Annotated in this window: 15 protein-coding genes; 5 read left to right on the top strand and 10 right to left on the bottom strand. The window is 60.4% G+C overall.

The window, feature by feature from the left end; translation table 11 throughout:
• The first annotated feature begins 59 nt into the window (after window positions 1-59).
• On the top strand, window positions 60-1,328 hold the full coding sequence (zigA, locus tag CFN46_RS14775) for a zinc metallochaperone GTPase ZigA (protein WP_088743988.1): 1,269 nt from the start codon (window positions 60-62) through the stop codon (window positions 1,326-1,328).
• 123 nt (window positions 1,329-1,451) lie between these two features.
• On the opposite strand, the gene CFN46_RS14770 is transcribed toward zigA, so the two are convergent.
• Both CFN46_RS14770 and CFN46_RS14765 read right to left on the bottom strand, forming a co-directional pair.
• Window positions 1,452-2,054, bottom strand: coding sequence for an NADPH-dependent FMN reductase (locus tag CFN46_RS14770; protein ID WP_217897837.1), 603 nt, complete (start codon window positions 2,052-2,054; stop codon window positions 1,452-1,454).
• Window positions 2,055-2,073: 19 nt separating this feature from the next.
• A complete protein-coding gene (locus CFN46_RS14765) occupies window positions 2,074-2,973 on the bottom strand; it encodes an EamA family transporter (RefSeq protein WP_088743947.1) in 900 nt (299 codons plus the stop codon).
• Between the two features lie 101 nt (window positions 2,974-3,074).
• Here CFN46_RS14765 and CFN46_RS14760 point away from each other — a divergent pair, with 101 nt between their 5' ends.
• The 4 genes from CFN46_RS14760 to CFN46_RS14735 all read left to right on the top strand — a co-directional run bounded on the left by CFN46_RS14760 (window position 3,075) and on the right by CFN46_RS14735 (window position 7,537).
• Window positions 3,075-3,560 (top strand): MarR family winged helix-turn-helix transcriptional regulator, encoded by a 486-nt coding sequence (locus tag CFN46_RS14760; protein ID WP_088743946.1) that lies wholly within the window; start codon window positions 3,075-3,077, stop codon window positions 3,558-3,560.
• A 1,089-nt stretch (window positions 3,561-4,649) separates the two neighbouring features.
• A complete protein-coding gene (locus CFN46_RS14745) occupies window positions 4,650-5,624 on the top strand; it encodes a TRAP transporter substrate-binding protein (RefSeq protein WP_088743943.1) in 975 nt (324 codons plus the stop codon).
• A 3-nt stretch (window positions 5,625-5,627) separates the two neighbouring features.
• Complete coding sequence (locus CFN46_RS14740) at window positions 5,628-6,257, top strand: TRAP transporter small permease (RefSeq protein WP_088743942.1); 630 nt, start codon at window positions 5,628-5,630, stop codon at window positions 6,255-6,257.
• Window positions 6,254-7,537 (top strand): TRAP transporter large permease, encoded by a 1,284-nt coding sequence (locus tag CFN46_RS14735; protein ID WP_088743941.1) that lies wholly within the window; start codon window positions 6,254-6,256, stop codon window positions 7,535-7,537. The genes CFN46_RS14740 and CFN46_RS14735 overlap by 4 nt, the downstream gene beginning before the upstream one ends.
• A 337-nt stretch (window positions 7,538-7,874) precedes the next feature.
• Here CFN46_RS14735 and CFN46_RS14730 read toward each other — a convergent pair whose 3' ends face one another.
• The 8 genes from CFN46_RS14730 to CFN46_RS14695 all read right to left on the bottom strand — a co-directional run bounded on the left by CFN46_RS14730 (window position 7,875) and on the right by CFN46_RS14695 (window position 16,894).
• Window positions 7,875-8,768 (bottom strand): nicotinamidase, encoded by an 894-nt coding sequence (locus CFN46_RS14730; RefSeq protein WP_217897836.1) that lies wholly within the window; start codon window positions 8,766-8,768, stop codon window positions 7,875-7,877.
• Between the two features lie 306 nt (window positions 8,769-9,074).
• On the bottom strand, window positions 9,075-10,655 hold the full coding sequence (locus CFN46_RS14725; RefSeq protein ID WP_088743940.1) for an aldehyde dehydrogenase (NADP(+)): 1,581 nt from the start codon (window positions 10,653-10,655) through the stop codon (window positions 9,075-9,077).
• Entirely contained in the window at window positions 10,652-11,725 is a 1,074-nt protein-coding gene (locus CFN46_RS14720) for an amidohydrolase (protein WP_088743939.1), read from the bottom strand. Before CFN46_RS14720 ends, CFN46_RS14725 begins: the two co-directional genes overlap by 4 nt.
• Window positions 11,726-11,802: 77 nt before the next feature.
• Entirely contained in the window at window positions 11,803-12,726 is a 924-nt protein-coding gene (locus CFN46_RS14715) for a YncE family protein (protein WP_088743938.1), read from the bottom strand.
• Window positions 12,727-12,826: 100 nt separating this feature from the next.
• Window positions 12,827-13,873, bottom strand: a complete 1,047-nt coding sequence (locus tag CFN46_RS14710; protein ID WP_088743937.1) for a DctP family TRAP transporter solute-binding subunit — start codon at window positions 13,871-13,873, stop codon at window positions 12,827-12,829.
• 95 nt (window positions 13,874-13,968) lie between these two features.
• Window positions 13,969-15,249 (bottom strand): TRAP transporter large permease subunit, encoded by a 1,281-nt coding sequence (locus CFN46_RS14705; protein WP_088743936.1) that lies wholly within the window; start codon window positions 15,247-15,249, stop codon window positions 13,969-13,971.
• Window positions 15,246-15,848: a TRAP transporter small permease gene (locus CFN46_RS14700; protein ID WP_217897835.1), complete on the bottom strand. Its 603-nt coding sequence runs from the start codon at window positions 15,846-15,848 to the stop codon at window positions 15,246-15,248. The genes CFN46_RS14705 and CFN46_RS14700 overlap by 4 nt, the downstream gene beginning before the upstream one ends.
• Window positions 15,849-15,895: 47 nt before the next feature.
• Complete coding sequence (locus CFN46_RS14695) at window positions 15,896-16,894, bottom strand: TRAP transporter substrate-binding protein (protein WP_088743935.1); 999 nt, start codon at window positions 16,892-16,894, stop codon at window positions 15,896-15,898.
• Window positions 16,895-16,980 lie beyond the last annotated feature (86 nt).

The following is a 16,980-nucleotide window of genomic DNA, read 5'->3' as shown; positions in this document are numbered from 1 at the left end:
AGGATGCCGTCATGCGCGCACGACGTGGCCAAGACCCTATCCTATCGAGGTACCGCCTGATGACTTCCCCACGAGTGTCTCCAACGCAATCCCCGTCTCAAGCCCTGTCGCGGCCCCTGCCACAATCCCTGCCAGTCACTGTGCTGTCCGGTTTTCTGGGCGCCGGCAAGACGACGCTGCTCAATCACATCCTGGCCAACCGCGAAGGGCGGCGAGTCGCGGTGATCGTCAATGACATGAGCGAGGTCAATATCGACGCCGCCATGGTGCGTGGCGCACCCGGCACAGGCAGCGAGGTGGCGCTCAATCGCGCCGAGGAGCAGCTGGTGGAGATGAGCAATGGCTGCATCTGCTGCACGCTGCGCGAGGACCTGCTCATCGAGGTGCGCCGGCTGGCCGAGGAGGGGCGCTTCGACTGCCTGGTGATCGAGTCCACCGGCATTTCCGAGCCACTGCCGGTGGCGGAAACCTTCACCTTCGAGGATGAGGATGGCCAGTGCCTCTCCGATGTCGCGCGCCTCGACACCATGGTCACCGTCGTGGATGGCGCCAACTTCCTTGCTCAGTATCGCGAGGCGCAGTCACTGGCCGACGCCGGGGAAAGCCTCGGCGAGGACGATGAGCGCAATGTCGCCGACCTGCTGGTTGACCAGATCGAGTTCTGCGATGTGCTGTTGATCAGCAAGACGGACATGATCGAGGCAACCCAGCTGGATGAGCTGACGGCCGTGCTGCGCTCGCTCAACCCGGAGGCCGAGATTCTGCCCATGGCTCAGGGCGCCGTGCCGCTTTCCAAGGTGCTGGATACCGGTCGCTTCAGTTTCGATCGTGCACAGCAAGCACCGGGCTGGCTGAAGGAGATGCGCGGCGAGCACGTGCCGGAGACCGAGGAATACGGCATCTCGAGCTTCTCCTACCATTCGCGCGTGCCGTTCCATCCCGAGAAATTTTACCAGCTGCTCCACGGTGACTGGTTCGGTGGCAAGCTGTTGCGCTCCAAGGGCTTCTTCTGGCTGGCCACGCGCCCGCAGTTCGCGGGGCAGTGGAACCAGGCCGGTGGCATCGCCCACTACGGGTTCGGCGGCATGTTCTGGAAGGCGGTACCGAAGGTCGAATGGCCCGAAGACCCCGAGTATCTGGCGTCGATCCAGGAAAAATGGCAAGAGCCCTTCGGCGACATGCGCCAGGAGCTGGTGTTCATCGGCCAGAACCTGGAGGAAGCCCGTATCCGCCAGGCGCTGGACGACTGTCTGCTCGATGACGCCACGCTGCTGGCGGGCAAGGAAGCCTGGCGTGACTTGCCGGACCCGTTCCCCGCCTGGGAATGAGTGATGGGCAGATAGTGCCCGATGACTCGCGCGCCCCATGACAACGCCCCACTGATCATTGGTCAGTGGGGCGTTGTCATGGTGGATGAGAAGACGTCAGCGCCAGCCCTGCTGGCCAGAGCATTACATCCCGAAGGCAAAGCTCCTTGAGGGGACGCCCGGCAAGTCTCTTATCGGCGTGAGGGCGCGTGCATAGTGGGCCAGCAGGCTCATGGTGTAGCGGCTCCGAGCCTCGAACGGTTCATCGTGACACAACGAATCAGCATCAATCAGGCTATCGACCTGACGAAAGATCAGCTGCTCCGGAATCAGGCACAGGTGATTGTTCTTTGTCCCGCTCATGCGCAGCTCGGCAATGGGATACACCCCGTTGTCTGCCGCAGATACCCCTGCCAGCAATCCAGCCTTGTGCCCCAGCTCATGTTGGGTGCACAGCATGAGAAAGTTCTTGGCCGCCGGTGTGGCCATGCCATGCCACTCGGGAGTGACCAGAATCACGGCATGGGCTGCCTGCACCCGTTGTCGAAGGTCCGGCATGTCGGACCAATGGCCTTCATGACTGTCCAGATCAGTGTCCCACAAGGGGAGTGGTGTCTTGCCAAGGTCAAGAATGTCACAGTCCGCAAAGCCGCTAGAAAGGGCCTGGCGCTCCAGGAATCGTGCGCATCGCAGGCTGGCGGATTCTGGGCGTTGACTGGCGACGATGATCATCAGGTGCAAGTTCATGGTGAGTTCCTTGGGAGTGTCATTGGGTAGGTGCAGGTTGGCTGCGTTGAGCGACATGTCGCTTGAGTGAGAATCCGAGAGGGAGAGTCAGGGCCGTGAGAATGCACAAGGTGCCAAGCCATTGAAGCGGTCCGAATGACTCGTCCATCCATAGGAAGCCCAATACCGTCGCGGTCAGCGGACTCAAGGTCCCCAGCAGAGAGGCGGAGAAGGCGGACATTTTCTGGATGCCGGCGAACCAGAGCCCATACCCGAGCACGCCCCCCAGAAGGATCAGGTATCCGTAGCCAAGCAGATGAAGAGGATCGAGGGAGGTGGGGATCCCTTCCGACCAGCCAGCCAGGGGCAGCAGCAAGAGCCCGCCGAACATCAGTTGCCAACCAGTCAGGCTCAATTGGCTGACGTCGGGCGGACGTGCCCAGCGTTTGCTCAAGACGATGCCGGCTGCCATCGAGAGCGCGCCGAGCAGGGCAAATCCGAGTCCCGCCGGGTCCAGCCCGTTCTGACCGGGAGTGACCAGCAGCACCACACCCCCCACGCCGAAGCCACATTGCAGTACTGCCGTCACGCTGAAGCCGGTGCCTAGCCACCAGCGGCTCAATAGCAGTACCCACACCGCCTGGCTGGCCAGCAGCAGTGCGGCCAGGCTACCGGGAATGCGGTAGGCAGCGGCGAACAGGCAAGTGAAGAACAGCCCGATATTGAGCGTGCCGAGCACCATGGCCTTCAACCACCACCCACCTGTCAGGGTCTGCCGAGTCCAGAGAAGCATGAGTATCCCAGCGGGGATGGCGCGGATGGCCGCTGCAGTGAAGGGGGTATCCGGGGGCAGCAGGGTCTGCGTCACCAGATAGGTGCTGCCCCATATGATCGGAGCCATGGCGGTCATGGCCAGGCTCCTGGCGTTGGTGAGCGGCATGACTGTCTCTCCTGAAAGTATCTTTCTTAAAAGATATATTTACAGTACTCGCAAATCTCCAGAGATCAAAGTATCTTTTTGAAAAGATATTCAGGAGAGACATGATGACGGATGGTGTGGATCGTATTCTTGCGCAGTGGGAGGTGGCTCGCCCCGACCTGGATTGTCGGCCGATGGGCATTTTCGGACGTCTTCGCCGAGCTGGTCGATTGTTCAGTCCAGCCATGGAACAGGTGTTCGAGAGGTTTGGCCTGTCTGCTGTCGAGTTCGATATCCTGGCGACGCTGCGACGTGCTCGAGAACCGCTGACGCCAACTCAGCTGTATCAGACGTTGATGCTCTCTTCTGGCGCCATGAGCACGCGGATTGATCAGTTGGTGAAGCGAGGGCTGTTGCAGCGACAGGCCAGTGATGAAGATCGGCGCAGCAATCGCGTCGTGTTGACGAAGGAAGGGCGTCGTCTGATCGACGATGCCCTGGCGGGGCATGTCGAGAACCTGCATCAGTTGGCGAGTGTGCTGGACAGTGAGGAGCAGGAGCAGCTTGCCCGTCTATTGCGCAAGCTGCTGATTGACACAGAAAAGTAGTCGTCTCGCCGTTCGGCGTTCCGGCATCCCGTCAGTGTCTGAGAGGCTCACTCGACTCGCTTTCGTGGATCAGGTGCGTCGGGGGCTGTGCGGGAGGCCAGACGCGAGAGCCGTGCCGATACGCTGCTCAAGGCAAACAGCGAGGCGGCGAGGCACACGATGGTCGGGCTGGCGTATCTCGCGACCCATCAAGATGTCTCGGCGCTCTCACTCACGCAGGTCGCTGAATGGCTCAAGGGCAATGCGACTCTTGCAACGCCTCACATGTGACGGTGCGTGAGGCGCTGCGCCATCTTCTCAGTGCCGGACTTCTGGTCAGTAAACCCTACGAGGGCGTGCGAGTGAGGCATTTCGACACGCCCACCTCGCACAGCTCTATGCCTATCGTGCGGGGCTGGAAAGAATGGCCTTCTGCATTCTCTGGCCACTCAAGATGCCATCGGACGTCGTGACAGTGAAGGCGCGATCATCGCTGAGCTCCACCTGCATGGATGGTGCCACGAAGCTTCTGACAATGAGTTCCTGCTGGCGGACTGGGAGCGGATACTGCCTCATCTTCAGTGCTATTTCGTGCTGCATCAGCGTGCCCATCAACGGCCAGGGCCTTCGCGCGAGGCGCATGATCGTTATGTCGAACTTGCGACAGGATCATCGCTTTCGGACATGCTCGCGCATATTGATGAGCATATGCATCAAGGCATGAGCAAAGTCCTGGATCTCGTCGTCGAGTGAGTTGAGACAAGTGTGCAAGCATGAAAACGCCCCGTAGGCATCAACCTATGGGGCGTTTTCATGCTTGCAGATTGATCAGGCCAAGAACATGCGCATGGTTTGCGGAGCAGTCCAGATACTGTTGGATTGAGTAGAAATACGGCTATTTTTATAGACAAAGGTCTCGTTATTGCGATGATAATTTGACCTTTTACGCGCTATGCCGCTAAGTTCTGTGCTATCTGGTCTGCTTTCTAGTCCACTTGGGGGTGAGAGGCTTGCCGAATAACACCTCAGCAGACGAGTCAGGAATAGACTCGTAGAGAGCGGTCCAGATATGTCCATGCCAATAATCATAACAATCAAAGGGATTCGACAATGAAGCGAGTCATGCTTGCCGCCACGCTGTTAGCCGCCGCCTTGGGTACCACGACCGCGCATGCCGAGAAGATCGTGTTTGCCATCGGGGGAAGTCCCAACAGTCTGCAGGGCCAGACCGCGCAGTACTTCGCCGATAGCCTGCAAGCCCGGCTCGGTGATGAGCATCAGGTCGAGTACTACCACAGTGGGCAGCTGGGGGATGAGCGCCAGCTGATCCAGAAGCTGCGCCTGGGTACGGTCGACCTGGCCGCGATTTCCTCGGTGATGTCGTCCGTGTCACCAAGCTTCGCCCTGTTCGACATGCCGTTCATGGTCAAGGACCGCGAGCACCTCAAGCGCATCGATGACGAGATCGTGATGACGGATCTGGCCGAGGATGCCAAGTCCAAGGGCCTCAAGCTGGTCTCCACCTGGGAGAACGGCTTCCGTCAGATCACCAACAACGAGCATCCGATCGTTGCGCCAGAAGACCTGGACGGGCTGAAGCTGCGTACCCCACAGAGCGAATGGCGGACCGGCATGTTCAACGCCTGGGGCGCCAACCCGACACCGATGGCCTTCTCGGAAGTCTTCGTGGCGCTGCAGACCGGGGTCGTCGATGGTCAGGAGAACCCGCTGTCCAACATCGATGGCGCCAAGTTCCAGGAGGTGCAGAAGTACCTGTCACTCTCCAATCATGTCTATTCGCCCATCTGGTTGACCAGCAGTCAGGCCGGCTGGAACAAGATGCCCGGGGACGTGAAGGCAGCGATTGCCGAAGTCTCCGCCGAGACTCAGAGCTGGGCCTTCGCCAAGGGTGCGGAGCTTGATGACAAGCTGCTGGCAAGCCTCAAGGCGGGTGGCATGGCCGTCAACGAGGTGGACCGGGATGCCTTCGTCAAGGCGAGCACATCGGTCTATGAAGCGTTCTCCTCCAAGGTTGATGGAGGCCAGGCGCTGGTCGATCGCGCCATGGCCTTGGCTGAGGAGTAATTCATGAGCTCGCATTCCCATGCGGCCAAGGCAGCCTTCCCCACCGAGAGTGGGGAAGGGCTGACGGCCAAGGCTGACTTGACAGTGCTGGACAGGATCAACCGTGTGGTAGAACGCTGCCTTGAGGTATTTACCGTCGGCCTGCTGTTGTCGCTGACGGTGATCGTGCTGGCGGCAGTGGCCTTGCGTACCTTCGGTGGCTCCTTGCCGTGGTATGACGAGGTCGCCTCGATCAATCTGGCATGGCTCAGCTTCTATGGCGCTTGTCTCGCGGCCTTGAAGCGTTCGCATATGGGCTTTCCCGGCTTGATAGCCAAGTCGCCTGTTGCTCTGCGCAGTGTGCTTTTCGTTATCTCTGAGCTAATCGTCATCGGGTTCTTCGTCACGGTCGGCTGGTTCGGATATAGAGTATTGGACGTCCTCGCCTGGGACTCTTTGATCGCGTTGCCGAGTATTGGCCTGAACGTCACCCAATCGGTGATTCCTCTTAGCGCAGTACTGTTCATCCTCTGCGAGCTTCTGAGCATGCCACAGGCATGGCGCAAGATGTGTGAGGGCGTCAACAGTGAAGAGGAAGAGATCGCGGAAGCCATCCGCCTGGCCGAGGAAGACCTCAAGGAGCACCGCTCATGACGCTACTGATCATTATCGCGGCCCTGTTCGCACTGGTGCTGATCAACGTTCCCATCGCGGTTGCCATCGGCACGGTGGGGGTCGTGGGGGTGGTGATCTTCATGGGCGTGGACGCGCTGGTGAACGTGCCGCTGACGCTCTTCAATGGCGCGACCAAGTTCCCGCTGATCGCGATTCCGCTGTTCATCCTCGCCGGTGCGCTGATGAATACCTCCGGCATATCCATGCGCTTGATCAATCTGGTCACGGCGATGGTGGGGTTCGTGCGTGGTGGGTTGGCGATGGTCAATGTCGGGGTCTCGCTGTTCTTTGCCGAGATTTCCGGTTCTGCTGTCGCGGATGTGGCGGCGACCGGTTCCGTGCTGATCCCTGAAATGAAGAAACGCAATTACACGCCGGAATTCTCGGCAGCGATCACTTCCTCATCGGCATCACTGGCCATCATCATTCCGCCGTCGCTGTCGATGATCCTGTATGGCGCCATCGCGGATACCTCCATCGTCAAACTGTTCGTGGCGGGAATCATTCCGGGCCTGTTGGGGGGATTCGGCCTGGCAGTGCTCTGCTACTACTATGCCCGCAAGTACGACATGCCGCGTGAAGCTGCCTTCTCGCTGTCGGCGCTTGGCAAGGCATTCCGGGAAGCCTTCTGGGCGCTGACGTTGCCGGTCATCATCCTGGGCGGAATCTTCGGCGGCTTCGTGACCGCCACGGAAGGGGCGGGCATCGCCGTGCTGGCGGCGCTGGTCATCGGGGGGCTGGTCTATCGCGAGTTGAATCTGCAGGTGCTGTATCGGGCGGTGATCGATGGCGTGATCCAGACGTCCGTCGTCATGCTGTTGGTCGCGACCTCAGCCGTCTTGGGGCTCTTTCTGACCGAGATGCAGCTGCCGCAGCAACTGGCGCAGGAAATCACCTCACTGACCACGGACCCGGTGGCGGTGCTGGCGTTGCTCAATATCCTGCTGCTGTTGCTTGGCATGTTCCTGCACGGTGCAGCGGCCATCATTCTGGTGGTCCCGATCGTGATGCCGCTGATCCAGCAGATCGGGATCGACCCCATCCACTTCGGTCTGATTCTCACGCTCAATCTGGCCATCGGTCAGCAGACACCACCCGTCGCCTCGGTACTGGCAACCTCCTGCTCCATTGCCAGAACGGACATGTGGGAAACCACCAAGGTCAATCTACCGATGATCTTCGTGCTCTTCCTGGTGTTGATGCTGGTCACCTACGTGCCGGCGATTCCCATGAGCTTGGTGCATCACTTCTATGGCTGATTTCCTTTGCCACCTCGTGAGCAGGCTCTTGCTATCAGGCTCCTGTTATCAGAGTGAAGAGGTGCATGAAGTGCACATGGCCCTAGCTGGCCAAACGGGAATAGGATTGTTACGAGGCATTATCCTCGCGACATGTTGGAGGATATGAGAATGATTGATCGGAATCCTCCTCGATAGGGGGGGGCGGATAGTCGCTTGATACAAAAGATGCTTGAAGCTGGGTCAGATGTTTCCCGGCTTCAAGCATCCATTACCTGGCGAATCAAACCTTCTACTTTATCGGTCAGTACTTCATGACCTCATCAGGCCAGCATGGCTGGGGTTCCAAATGGTGATGTCAACTGATGTCATTGGACGTGATGCGCTCTACTCCAGCCTCCTTCATTGCTTGCCAGGCCCCAGTCATTGACCCATCCAGGTCGATACCCTTGCAGGCATCCTCTATGACCGAGACGGTAAAGCCTTCGGATGCAGCATGTTGGGCCGACCAGCTAACACAGAAATCCGTGGCCAGTCCGCAGACAAAGATATTGCGCAAGCCGCGTTCCTTGAGATAGCCAGTCAACCCCGTCTTTGTTGTTCCATCCGCCTCAACAAAGGTCGAGTAGCTATCGACTTCATCGTGATATCCCTTGCGAATGATCAACTGTGCATGGGAGATATCCAGCCCATCAGCCAACTGGGCATCCTTCGTACCCTGAACACAGTGATCGGGCCACAGCATCTGCTTGCCGTAGGGTAATTCAATCGTATCGAATGGTGATTTTCCTTCATGACTGGAAGCGAAGGAGGCATGACCAGGTGTATGCCAGTCTTGGGTAAAGATGAAATTTTCAAATTTCTTGCCCAGCATATTGATGATGGGAATGATTTGATCGCCTTCGGATACTGGCAGTGAACCGCCCGGCAAGAAGCAATTCTGGACGTCGATGACTACGAGCACTGAGTCCTTGCCTGGGGGTGTTCCAGATGCGAGCGCCATGCGTAATTCAAAAGGAAGCATCAATACCGCTGCACCAGCACCGGCATATTTCAGGAAACGTCGTCTATCGACCGGTTTTTCCCCGTTGTTGTTTGGACTTTTCATCGGGATTTTTCTCATGGTTATTATTAGGGTTGAGAGGTGTTCAACCTTTACACCATATCCAGATAGAGCATCCCGTCCAATAATACTTTCATGCGCAGATTTATAGAGGCTTGCCCCTTGTCTCCCTGTAGCAGGCTTGTTCATGTCTCACAGGGGTAGACAGGACGATTGATGCTTCGCGCCAAGGTTCAGAAGACATCTCCCGGATCAGTAGCATTTCCAACACTTCGTTTTTCTCAGGCTTTGCCATTCCGGCAGATATTCCTGGTGCCATGCTGTCCACGAAGTCGAGATACTCGTCATGGTTGAGATGATGTACTGGTCTCGACATGAAAGAGCCGCCCTTGAGGCGGCTCTTTTGGTCAGGCCAGAATTTGACAGGAATCCATCATATTGAAGCCAGTTACCCACTCAATATGAGGTTCTATCGACCGAGAAATTGGCGACATATCAAGCTTCCCGCTCCCCATCCACCAAGCGGCTGATGCCTTCTGCTGGCGCATGCTTGAGCTCCGGCGGGAGCAGGACGTCCGGCAGGTCCTGATAGCAGACCGGACGCAGGAAGCGGTGAATGGCGGCGGTGCCGACCGAGGTGGTGCGGCTGTCGGAGGTGGCGGGCCAGGGGCCGCCGTGCACCATGGCGTCACAGACTTCGACCCCTGTCGGCCAGCCATTGACGAGGATGCGGCCTGCACGACGCTCCAGCACTGGTAGTAAGTGGCAGGCCGCGGTGTGATCTGCTTTATCGAGATGCAGCGTGGCGGTCAGCTGGCCTTCGAGTGCACTGCAGACCTGCTTGAGCTGATCGAGATCCTCGCATTCGACGATCAGCGAACTTGAGCCGAAGACTTCTGCCTGCATGGCCTCATTGGCAAGAAAGTCACTCGCCTGGGTGCTGAACAGCTGTGTCTGACACGGGCTGGCGATGGGGGAGTCGCTTTCACCGCTGGCCAGACAGGTGATACCTGGCTGTTCGGACAGGCTCGCGACGCCTTGGGCATAGGCCTTGTGGATGCCGGGTGTCAGCATGGTCTGTACCGGGCTTGCCTGGATGGCAGGGATGGCAGCCTGCTTGAAGCGTTCCAGCGCTGCCCCTTTCACTGCCAGCACCAGGCCCGGGTTGGTGCAGAACTGCCCGGCGCCCATGTTGAGCGAGCCGACGAAGGCCTCACCCAGCAATTCGGCGCGGGCTTCCAGGGCAGCCGGCATCAGGATGACCGGATTGATGCTGCTCATCTCGGCATAGACGGGGATCGGCTGCGGACGCGACTGGGCGAGCGTCAGCAGGGCGGTGCCACCACTGCGCGAGCCGGTAAAGCCGACCGCCTGGATCTCGGGATGCTTGACCAGTGCCTGACCGACCTCATTGCCCGGGCCGAACAGCAACGAGAAGACGCCTTCCGGCATCTGACAACGCCTGGCAGCGCGAGCGACGGCCTGACCGACCAGTTCCGAGGTGCCCGGGTGGGCGGAGTGTCCCTTGACCACGACCGGACAGCCTGCAGCCAGTGCGGAGGCGGTATCGCCGCCGGCCACCGAGAAGGCCAATGGGAAGTTGCTGGCACCGAAGACGGCGACCGGGCCAAGCGGGATCTGACGCTGGCGCAGATCGGCACGCGGCAGGGGAGTGCGCTCCGGCAGCGCAGGATCGACGCGCACATCCTGCCACTCACCGCGACGCAGCACCTTGGCGAACAGCTTGAGCTGTCCGCAGGTGCGACCGCGTTCACCATTAAGGCGTGCCTCAGGCAGGCCGGTCTCCTGCATTCCGCGCTGGGTCAGGGTCTCGCCGAGTGCCTCGATCTCCTCGGCGATGGTCTCGAGGAAGATGGCTCTTTCTTCGGGCGTCGTGGCGCGATAGGCATCAAAGGCCTGTCCGGCCAGTCGGCAGGCGTCTTCCACATCCCCTGCATTGGCCCCCGGGTAGCCGGGCGCCAGGCGCTCTCCGGTGGCCGGGTTGATGGCGTGGATCGCCTCGCCCTTGGCGGCAAAGCTGCGTTGCCCGATGAGCTGATGGCCGTTGAGTGTCATGGTGCCTCCTGTCTGGCATGTTGGGTGGGTCTGGCATCGTGGGTGATAGCGGCATCGAGGGTGATAGCGGCAATCGGCAGCCGATACCAGTGAATGGCGTTGTCGTGCAGAACCTGGTCGAACGCGATCTGGCGTTGGTCGTGAAACGCCGTCTGCGCAATGGCACCGGTCACCAGTGATAGCCAGTCGCCATAGCTGACCTTGAGGCCGGAGACCGGGAAGTTGCTGGCGAACAGGCAACGACGGCTGCCGAAGATGTCCAGTACCTCGCAGAGCAGCTCGTGATTGGCGCTGGTATCCCAGGCATGCCAGGGCGTGCCCAGTTCCGAGAGCTTGACGGCGACATTCGGGTTCTCAGAAAGCGCCCGCATGCCTGCGCGCCATTGGGCGAGGCCTTCCGGCGTGCGATCCCACGGCAGGCCGCTGTGATTGAGAATGACGCGCAAGCCGGGGTAGTCCTGAAGCGTCGTGGCCGCCTCCTCGAGGTGCCAGGCGGGCACGCGCAGGTCCCAGCTCAGACCACGCTCCTGAAGCAGCGCCAGTCCCTCGCACCAGCGTGGGTCCTGCAGACTGTCGCGAGTGCCCGTTACCGACTGGCGGGTCTGGGGTGTGGCGGCGGTGACGGGCTTGGCGCGAACGCCCCTGAATAGCGCTGACTCACTTTGAGTGTCGAGCTGTGCGGCGCACTCGTCAGTGCCAAAGGCGGCCCAGCCAACATGTGCGCTGGGCAGGCCATGAATGGCTGCTTGCTCGGCAATCCAGCGCGTCTCTTTCTCAGCCTGGGGACGTGACGCCTCTGCTTCACAGTGCACGCTGCCTGCCAGGCGACAGCCTGCGGGGATCAGGCGCTTGAGATCCGCGACCCGAAAGGGCTGGCGAATCGCGGCATAGTCGCCGAGAAAGAAGTTCTCCACCGGCGAGTCTTCCAACCAGGGATACGCCACCTGACCATCCAGCGCCCAGAGATGATGGTGCGCATCGATCAGCGGCTGTGCGCTCGATGACGCGTCTTTCCCCCCAGAGACTGGCGAAGACTCGTGCCGGTTGGTGTGCTTTGCGTTATCCGTCATGGCAGGCTCGCGTCGTGGAAAACAGGAACAGGAACAGGAACAGGAACAGGGTCGGGCCGGTCGGTAGTGGCGTCGGCTCAGAGCAGGCACGACACATCCGGCTCGGCGCGGGTGGCGAAACTGCGGCGTACCTGACCGCTCTCCAGATCCAGCACCGCGATGCGATCCCCCTTGAGCGAGACGAAGGCCTGCTCACCACCCGGATGGAAACTCATGGCGATCGGAATGGCCTCGAGCTGGATCGTACCCAGAGGCGCCAGCGCTTCATCGAAGAGAGACAGTGAGCTTTCGCCGTAGTTGGTGGTGATCAAGCGACCCTTGGGGTCTCGGTAGATGCGATTGGGGTCACGACCGGTGATTGCCGAGGCGCGAACCGTCATCGATTCGGTATCCACCGCCACGATGCTGTCGTCATCACGGTTGCTGATGAACAGAGTGCGTCCATCGGCAGAGAGGCTGTTGCCCTCGGGTTTGCGGCCCGGAATCATCGCGAGGGGGGTGAAGGTGGCATCGTGCGGCTTGAACTTGGTGATGGTGTTGCTGAGCAGGTTGATGCCGTAGGCCCAGTCGCCTGCCTTGGTGAGCGCGAACAGGTGAGTCTTGTAGCCACCGGAGGAGACGGCCAGATCCGGTGTGGACTGTGTCAGGGGCGTATTGAACAGCAGCAGAGTGTTATGACCTTCGCTCATCGCGTACAGACGATCTTGATCATCGATGCCCAGCCCATGGATGCGGTAGTACGGCCAGGTGCTGAGCGTGTTGACCAGCGTGAAGGTCTCAAGATCGATCACGAACACCGAGCAGCCGCCCTGATCGCCGATGCAGTCGGCGCCGAGGATGCCGTAGTGGCCCACGAAGGCGTAGCGGCCGGAGGAATCCACTACGAACTCATGCGGGTAGTCCGGCAGGCGCAGGTGGTTGAGTTCCTCGCCGCTGGTGGCATCGTAAAGGCTCAGCGTATGCGCGCATTTCTGGTTGAGCAGCAGAACATCTCGGGACATGACATTTCTCCAATCAGCGAGGGCCTGGTTATCAGGCTCTGGTTATCAAGGGCCTGTGCCCTCGCTGGGGTGATAGATAAAACGAGCAACCGTTCAGGCGTTACTGAGTCACGGCGGCCGTGGTCTTCTGCGTGCCTTGCGGCTGGGCGTTGGTAACGACATCGGCACTGGCCTGACTGGCGCCCTGGATGGCATCGATCCAGTCACGGCCATTGGCGGCGATATAGCTGTCCCAAGTGGGTAGCACGACTTTCTGGAAGGCGGCGGTATCGACGTCGGTCTCGATCTTCATGCCCTTGGCGGCCAGTTCAGTGAGAATCTTCTGTTCGTTCTTCGCGTTCAGTTCACGCTGATAATCACCGGCTTGGCGTGCTGCGCTCACCAGCACCTGCTGATATGCCGGTGACAGGCTCTCGAAGGTGTCGTCGTTCATCACCATCAACAGCGAGGTGTAGGCCTGATTGGTCAGTGACAGGTAGTCCTGCACTTCGTAGAAGCCTGCCGACCAGACGATGCTGATCGGGTGGTCCTGCGCATCGACCGTGCCGGTCTCCATCGCGGTATAGAGCTCACCCAGCGGCATCGGTACCGGGTTCGCGCCGAGCAGGGAGAAGGCCTCGATCAGTGACTTGTTGGAGTTGGTGCGCATGACGAGGCCATCGACATCCGCCGGTGTCTTGATCGGATGCTTGGAGTTGGTCATCGCGCGAAAGCCCACCTCCCAGAAGGCCAGGCCCTTGAGGTTGTCCTGCTTGAGCAGTGCCAGGGCATCGTCGCCGACCTTGCCGTCCAGCACCTGATAGGCCGTCTTGCGGTCCGGGAAGATGTAGGGCAGATCGAAGGCGCCGAGCGCCGGCTGCAGGCCCGCGAAGTTGGGGTTGCCGGACAGCTCGATATCGATGGTGCCGCTGCGCACGCCGGCGATCATCTGCTGATCACCGCCGAGGACGCCATTGCCGAAGATGTTGACGGTGATCTCTCCATCCGTGCCTTCCTTGACCAGCTCGGCGAAGCGCTCGGCCGCCTGTTGCTGGGTATCGGTGGTCGGGGCCGCGTGGGCCAGCTTGAGCACGGTGGCAGCGTGTGCGGCGCTCATTGGCGCAAGGAGAAGCAGACTGGCGAGGGAGGTCTTGAGCATGGTCGTCATGGAAAGGCTCTCTTGTCGTTGTTGTCGTGAGTGGCTCTGTTGTCGTGAATGGCTCGGTTGTCGTGAGTGGCGCTGGCGACCTGCAGAATTGCGGGTCAGTCGGTCATCCAGTAAAGGGGAACGGTGATGATCTGCGGGAAGGCCACGAACAGCAGCAGAATCACCACATAGGCGAGGGCGAAGGGCGCGACGCCACTGACCGCCTTCTCGAACTTGAGGTTGCCGACGCTGGTGATCACGTTGAGCACGTTGCCGACCGGCGGGGTGATCAGGCCGATGGCGCAGTTGAGGACGAACATGATCCCGAAGTAGACCGGATCGATACCGGCCAGCTTGACGATGGGCATCAGGATCGGCGTGAGCACCAGAATGGTCGGCGTCAGGTCCATCACCATGCCGACCACCAGCACGATGCCCATGATGGCGAGCATCAGGATGCGCGGATCATCGGCCAGCGGCTGCAACAGACCGGCGACCATCAGCGGCAGCTGGGCGATGCTGATCAGCCAGGAGGCGACCATGGCGGCGGCCACCAGGAACATCACGATGGCGGTGCTGCGCGCGGCCTGGGCGAGCACGGCGTAGAGCTGGCTCAAGTCCAGTTCGCGGTAGACCACGGTGGCGACGAAAATGGCGTAGACCGCAGCGACCACACCGGCTTCGGTCGGGGTGAAGATGCCGCTCTTGATGCCGCCGATGATGATGACCGGCAGCATGATGGCCCAGAAGCTGTCCTTGAGTGCCTTGAAGCGCTCACGCCCGGTGGCCTTCTTCGTGACGACCAGATCTTCCTTGCGGGTCATGAACAGCCACATCACCACCAGGGTCACGCCCATGATCAGCCCCGGCACGATCCCGGCGAGGAACAGCTTGCCGATCGAGATGCCACCGGCGACCCCGATGATGATCAGCGGAATCGAGGGCGGGATGATCGGCGCGATGATCCCGCCGGCGGCCATCAGGCCGGACGAGCGGCCCAGCGGATAGCCGGCCTTGCGCATCATGGGCAACAGCATGCTGGCAAGCGCGGCGGTATCCGCGACGGCCGAGCCCGACAGGCTCGCCATGACGATGGCGGCGAAGATGGCCACGAAGCCCAGCCCGCCCTTGCGGTGCCCGACCAGTGACATCGCCAGCGTGACGATGCGCTGGGAGAGGCCGCCACGCGACATCACTTCTCCAGCGGTCAGGAAGAACGGGATGGCCAGCAGGGTGTAGCTGTCAGCGCCGTTGACGAGGTTCTGGGCCAGAATTTGTGAGTTGAAAAGATCAAGATGTAGCATCAGCACGATGGCGCTGACCAGCAGAGCAAAGGCGATGGGGAGGCTCAGGCCGATGGCAGCCAGCAGGGAGCCGAGGAAGAGCCCGATGGTCATGGTGTGTCTCCTTGCTGATCAGATGAGAGGTCGGTGGCTTTCTTCCCCGTGACACCATGCAGCGGGAGCGGTGTCAGCAGGCGCCAGAGCAGAATCAGAGTCATCAATACGCCTGCCATCAGCCCGGCGAGATAGAAGACACCGACAGGAATGCCGCTGATGGGGGAGAGGTTGCTCCAGTTGAGCACCGTCTGGTCGAAGCTGCCCTTGAGCAGCATCAGGCAGCAGCCGAGCATCACCAGGGTGACAACGCGATCCAGCACCCTGCGACATGCCGCCGGCAGATTGTCGGCGAAGGTGTTGACGCTCAGGTGCTCCTGACGGATCAATGCCGTCACGGCGCCCATGAAGGTGACCCAGACGAACAGGAAGCGGGACAGCTCGACGCTGATCGAGATGCCGCTGTTGAAGCCGTAGCGCAGCACGACATTGACGAAGACCAGCGCGATCATCGCCACCAGTGCCAGCACCATCAGCAGGGTGAGGGCCTTCTCAAGGCTCTTGAATACCTGTGGCACACGAGTGAGAAGAGAGTGTGGCGAGGAGCTGGAACCTTGCACGGGCATGGCGAGCGGCATCCCTTGGGTCAGTTTTTTCATGGTGTTATTCCCGGCGTACAGAGCAGGCAGTGATGAGCAGCTTCTGACTACTGGTCCAGAGCGGCGTCGATGCGATCCAGCAGCTTACTGCCGTGCTTTGCAGTGAACTCAGCGCGCACCGGTTCGGCGACCTTGGCACGCATGCTAGCGGTATCAGGCTCACGTACGACCTGCATGCCTTGCTCCTCGAGGAAGGCCAGATCGCCCTGCTCATTGTCATGATTGAGCTGACGCTGATAGCGGGCCGCTTCCTGAGCTTCTTCCTTGATCAGCGTCTGCAGTTCGGGCGCGAGGCTGTCGAACGTCTGCTTGTTCATGATCAAGGGGGCGGCGGTGTAGGCGTGTGCGGTGAGCGACAGGTGCTCCTGTACGGAATACAGGTTGGCGGAGCGGATCAGGCTGACCGGATTCTCCTGGCCATCCACGGTGCGGGTTTCCAGCGCGGTATAGAGCTCCGCGAAGGGCATCGGGGTCGGATTGGCACCGAGAGCCTGGAAGGCGGCGATATGCGCCGGATTCGGGGTGGTGCGCAGGGTCAGGCCGCTGACGTCCTCGGCGTTCTCGACCGCACGTCGCGAGTTGGTCAGGTTGCGAAAGCCGATTTCCCAGAAGGCCAGTCCTTCGATCTGTTGCGGCTGCATGGCGGTCAGCAGGTCCTGGCCGATATCGCCATCCAGCACCTGATAGGCCTGCTCACGGGTGTCGAACAGGAAGGGCAGGTCCAGCACGTTGAGCTCGCTGACCAGACCACTGAAGTAGGGATTGCCGGAGAGCTCCAGGTCGATGGTGCCGCTGCGCACGCCCGAGATCATGGCCTGGTCATTGCCCAGCTGACCGTTGGGGAAGATCTTGACGGTCAGTTCACCGTCACTGCGTTCTGCCAGACGTTCGGCGAAGCGTTCGGCGGCCAGGTGCTGCGAGTCGGTGACCGGATGCGCATGAGCGAAGGTCAGCGAGGTGGCGGCATGTGATGGTCCTGCCAGTAGCAGACTGGCAAGGGCGGCGGTGAGGAGTGAGGCGGCGGCGTGGCGTGTTGAGGTTGTCATGGCGAAGCCCTTTTCTCGTTATTGTCGTGATGCTTCTCGTACGTACAAGCGCTATTGACGCCGGTGCTGCTGGTGTTGCTGGCGCT

This window comes from Cobetia sp. QF-1 (genome assembly GCF_002213105.1).
GTDB lineage: Bacteria > Pseudomonadota > Gammaproteobacteria > Pseudomonadales > Halomonadaceae > Cobetia > Cobetia crustatorum.
Note: the sequence above shows the minus strand (reverse complement) of the source record. Positions and strands in the feature narration are given on the sequence as shown.

Excerpts from the sequence above, each read along its gene's own strand:
- zigA (WP_088743988.1), top strand. The coding sequence starts at position 60 with ATGACTTCCCCACGAGTGTCTCCAACGCAATCCCCGTCTCAAGCCCTG.
- CFN46_RS14770 (WP_217897837.1), bottom strand. The coding sequence starts at position 2,054 with ATGAACTTGCACCTGATGATCATCGTCGCCAGTCAACGCCCAGAATCC.
- CFN46_RS14765 (WP_088743947.1), bottom strand. The coding sequence starts at position 2,973 with ATGCCGCTCACCAACGCCAGGAGCCTGGCCATGACCGCCATGGCTCCG.
- CFN46_RS14760 (WP_088743946.1), top strand. The coding sequence starts at position 3,075 with ATGATGACGGATGGTGTGGATCGTATTCTTGCGCAGTGGGAGGTGGCT.
- CFN46_RS14745 (WP_088743943.1), top strand. The coding sequence starts at position 4,650 with ATGAAGCGAGTCATGCTTGCCGCCACGCTGTTAGCCGCCGCCTTGGGT.
- CFN46_RS14740 (WP_088743942.1), top strand. The coding sequence starts at position 5,628 with ATGAGCTCGCATTCCCATGCGGCCAAGGCAGCCTTCCCCACCGAGAGT.
- CFN46_RS14735 (WP_088743941.1), top strand. The coding sequence starts at position 6,254 with ATGACGCTACTGATCATTATCGCGGCCCTGTTCGCACTGGTGCTGATC.
- CFN46_RS14730 (WP_217897836.1), bottom strand. The coding sequence starts at position 8,768 with ATGAACAAGCCTGCTACAGGGAGACAAGGGGCAAGCCTCTATAAATCT.
- CFN46_RS14725 (WP_088743940.1), bottom strand. The coding sequence starts at position 10,655 with ATGACACTCAACGGCCATCAGCTCATCGGGCAACGCAGCTTTGCCGCC.
- CFN46_RS14720 (WP_088743939.1), bottom strand. The coding sequence starts at position 11,725 with ATGACGGATAACGCAAAGCACACCAACCGGCACGAGTCTTCGCCAGTC.
- CFN46_RS14715 (WP_088743938.1), bottom strand. The coding sequence starts at position 12,726 with ATGTCCCGAGATGTTCTGCTGCTCAACCAGAAATGCGCGCATACGCTG.
- CFN46_RS14710 (WP_088743937.1), bottom strand. The coding sequence starts at position 13,873 with ATGACGACCATGCTCAAGACCTCCCTCGCCAGTCTGCTTCTCCTTGCG.
- CFN46_RS14705 (WP_088743936.1), bottom strand. The coding sequence starts at position 15,249 with ATGACCATCGGGCTCTTCCTCGGCTCCCTGCTGGCTGCCATCGGCCTG.
- CFN46_RS14700 (WP_217897835.1), bottom strand. The coding sequence starts at position 15,848 with ATGAAAAAACTGACCCAAGGGATGCCGCTCGCCATGCCCGTGCAAGGT.
- CFN46_RS14695 (WP_088743935.1), bottom strand. The coding sequence starts at position 16,894 with ATGACAACCTCAACACGCCACGCCGCCGCCTCACTCCTCACCGCCGCC.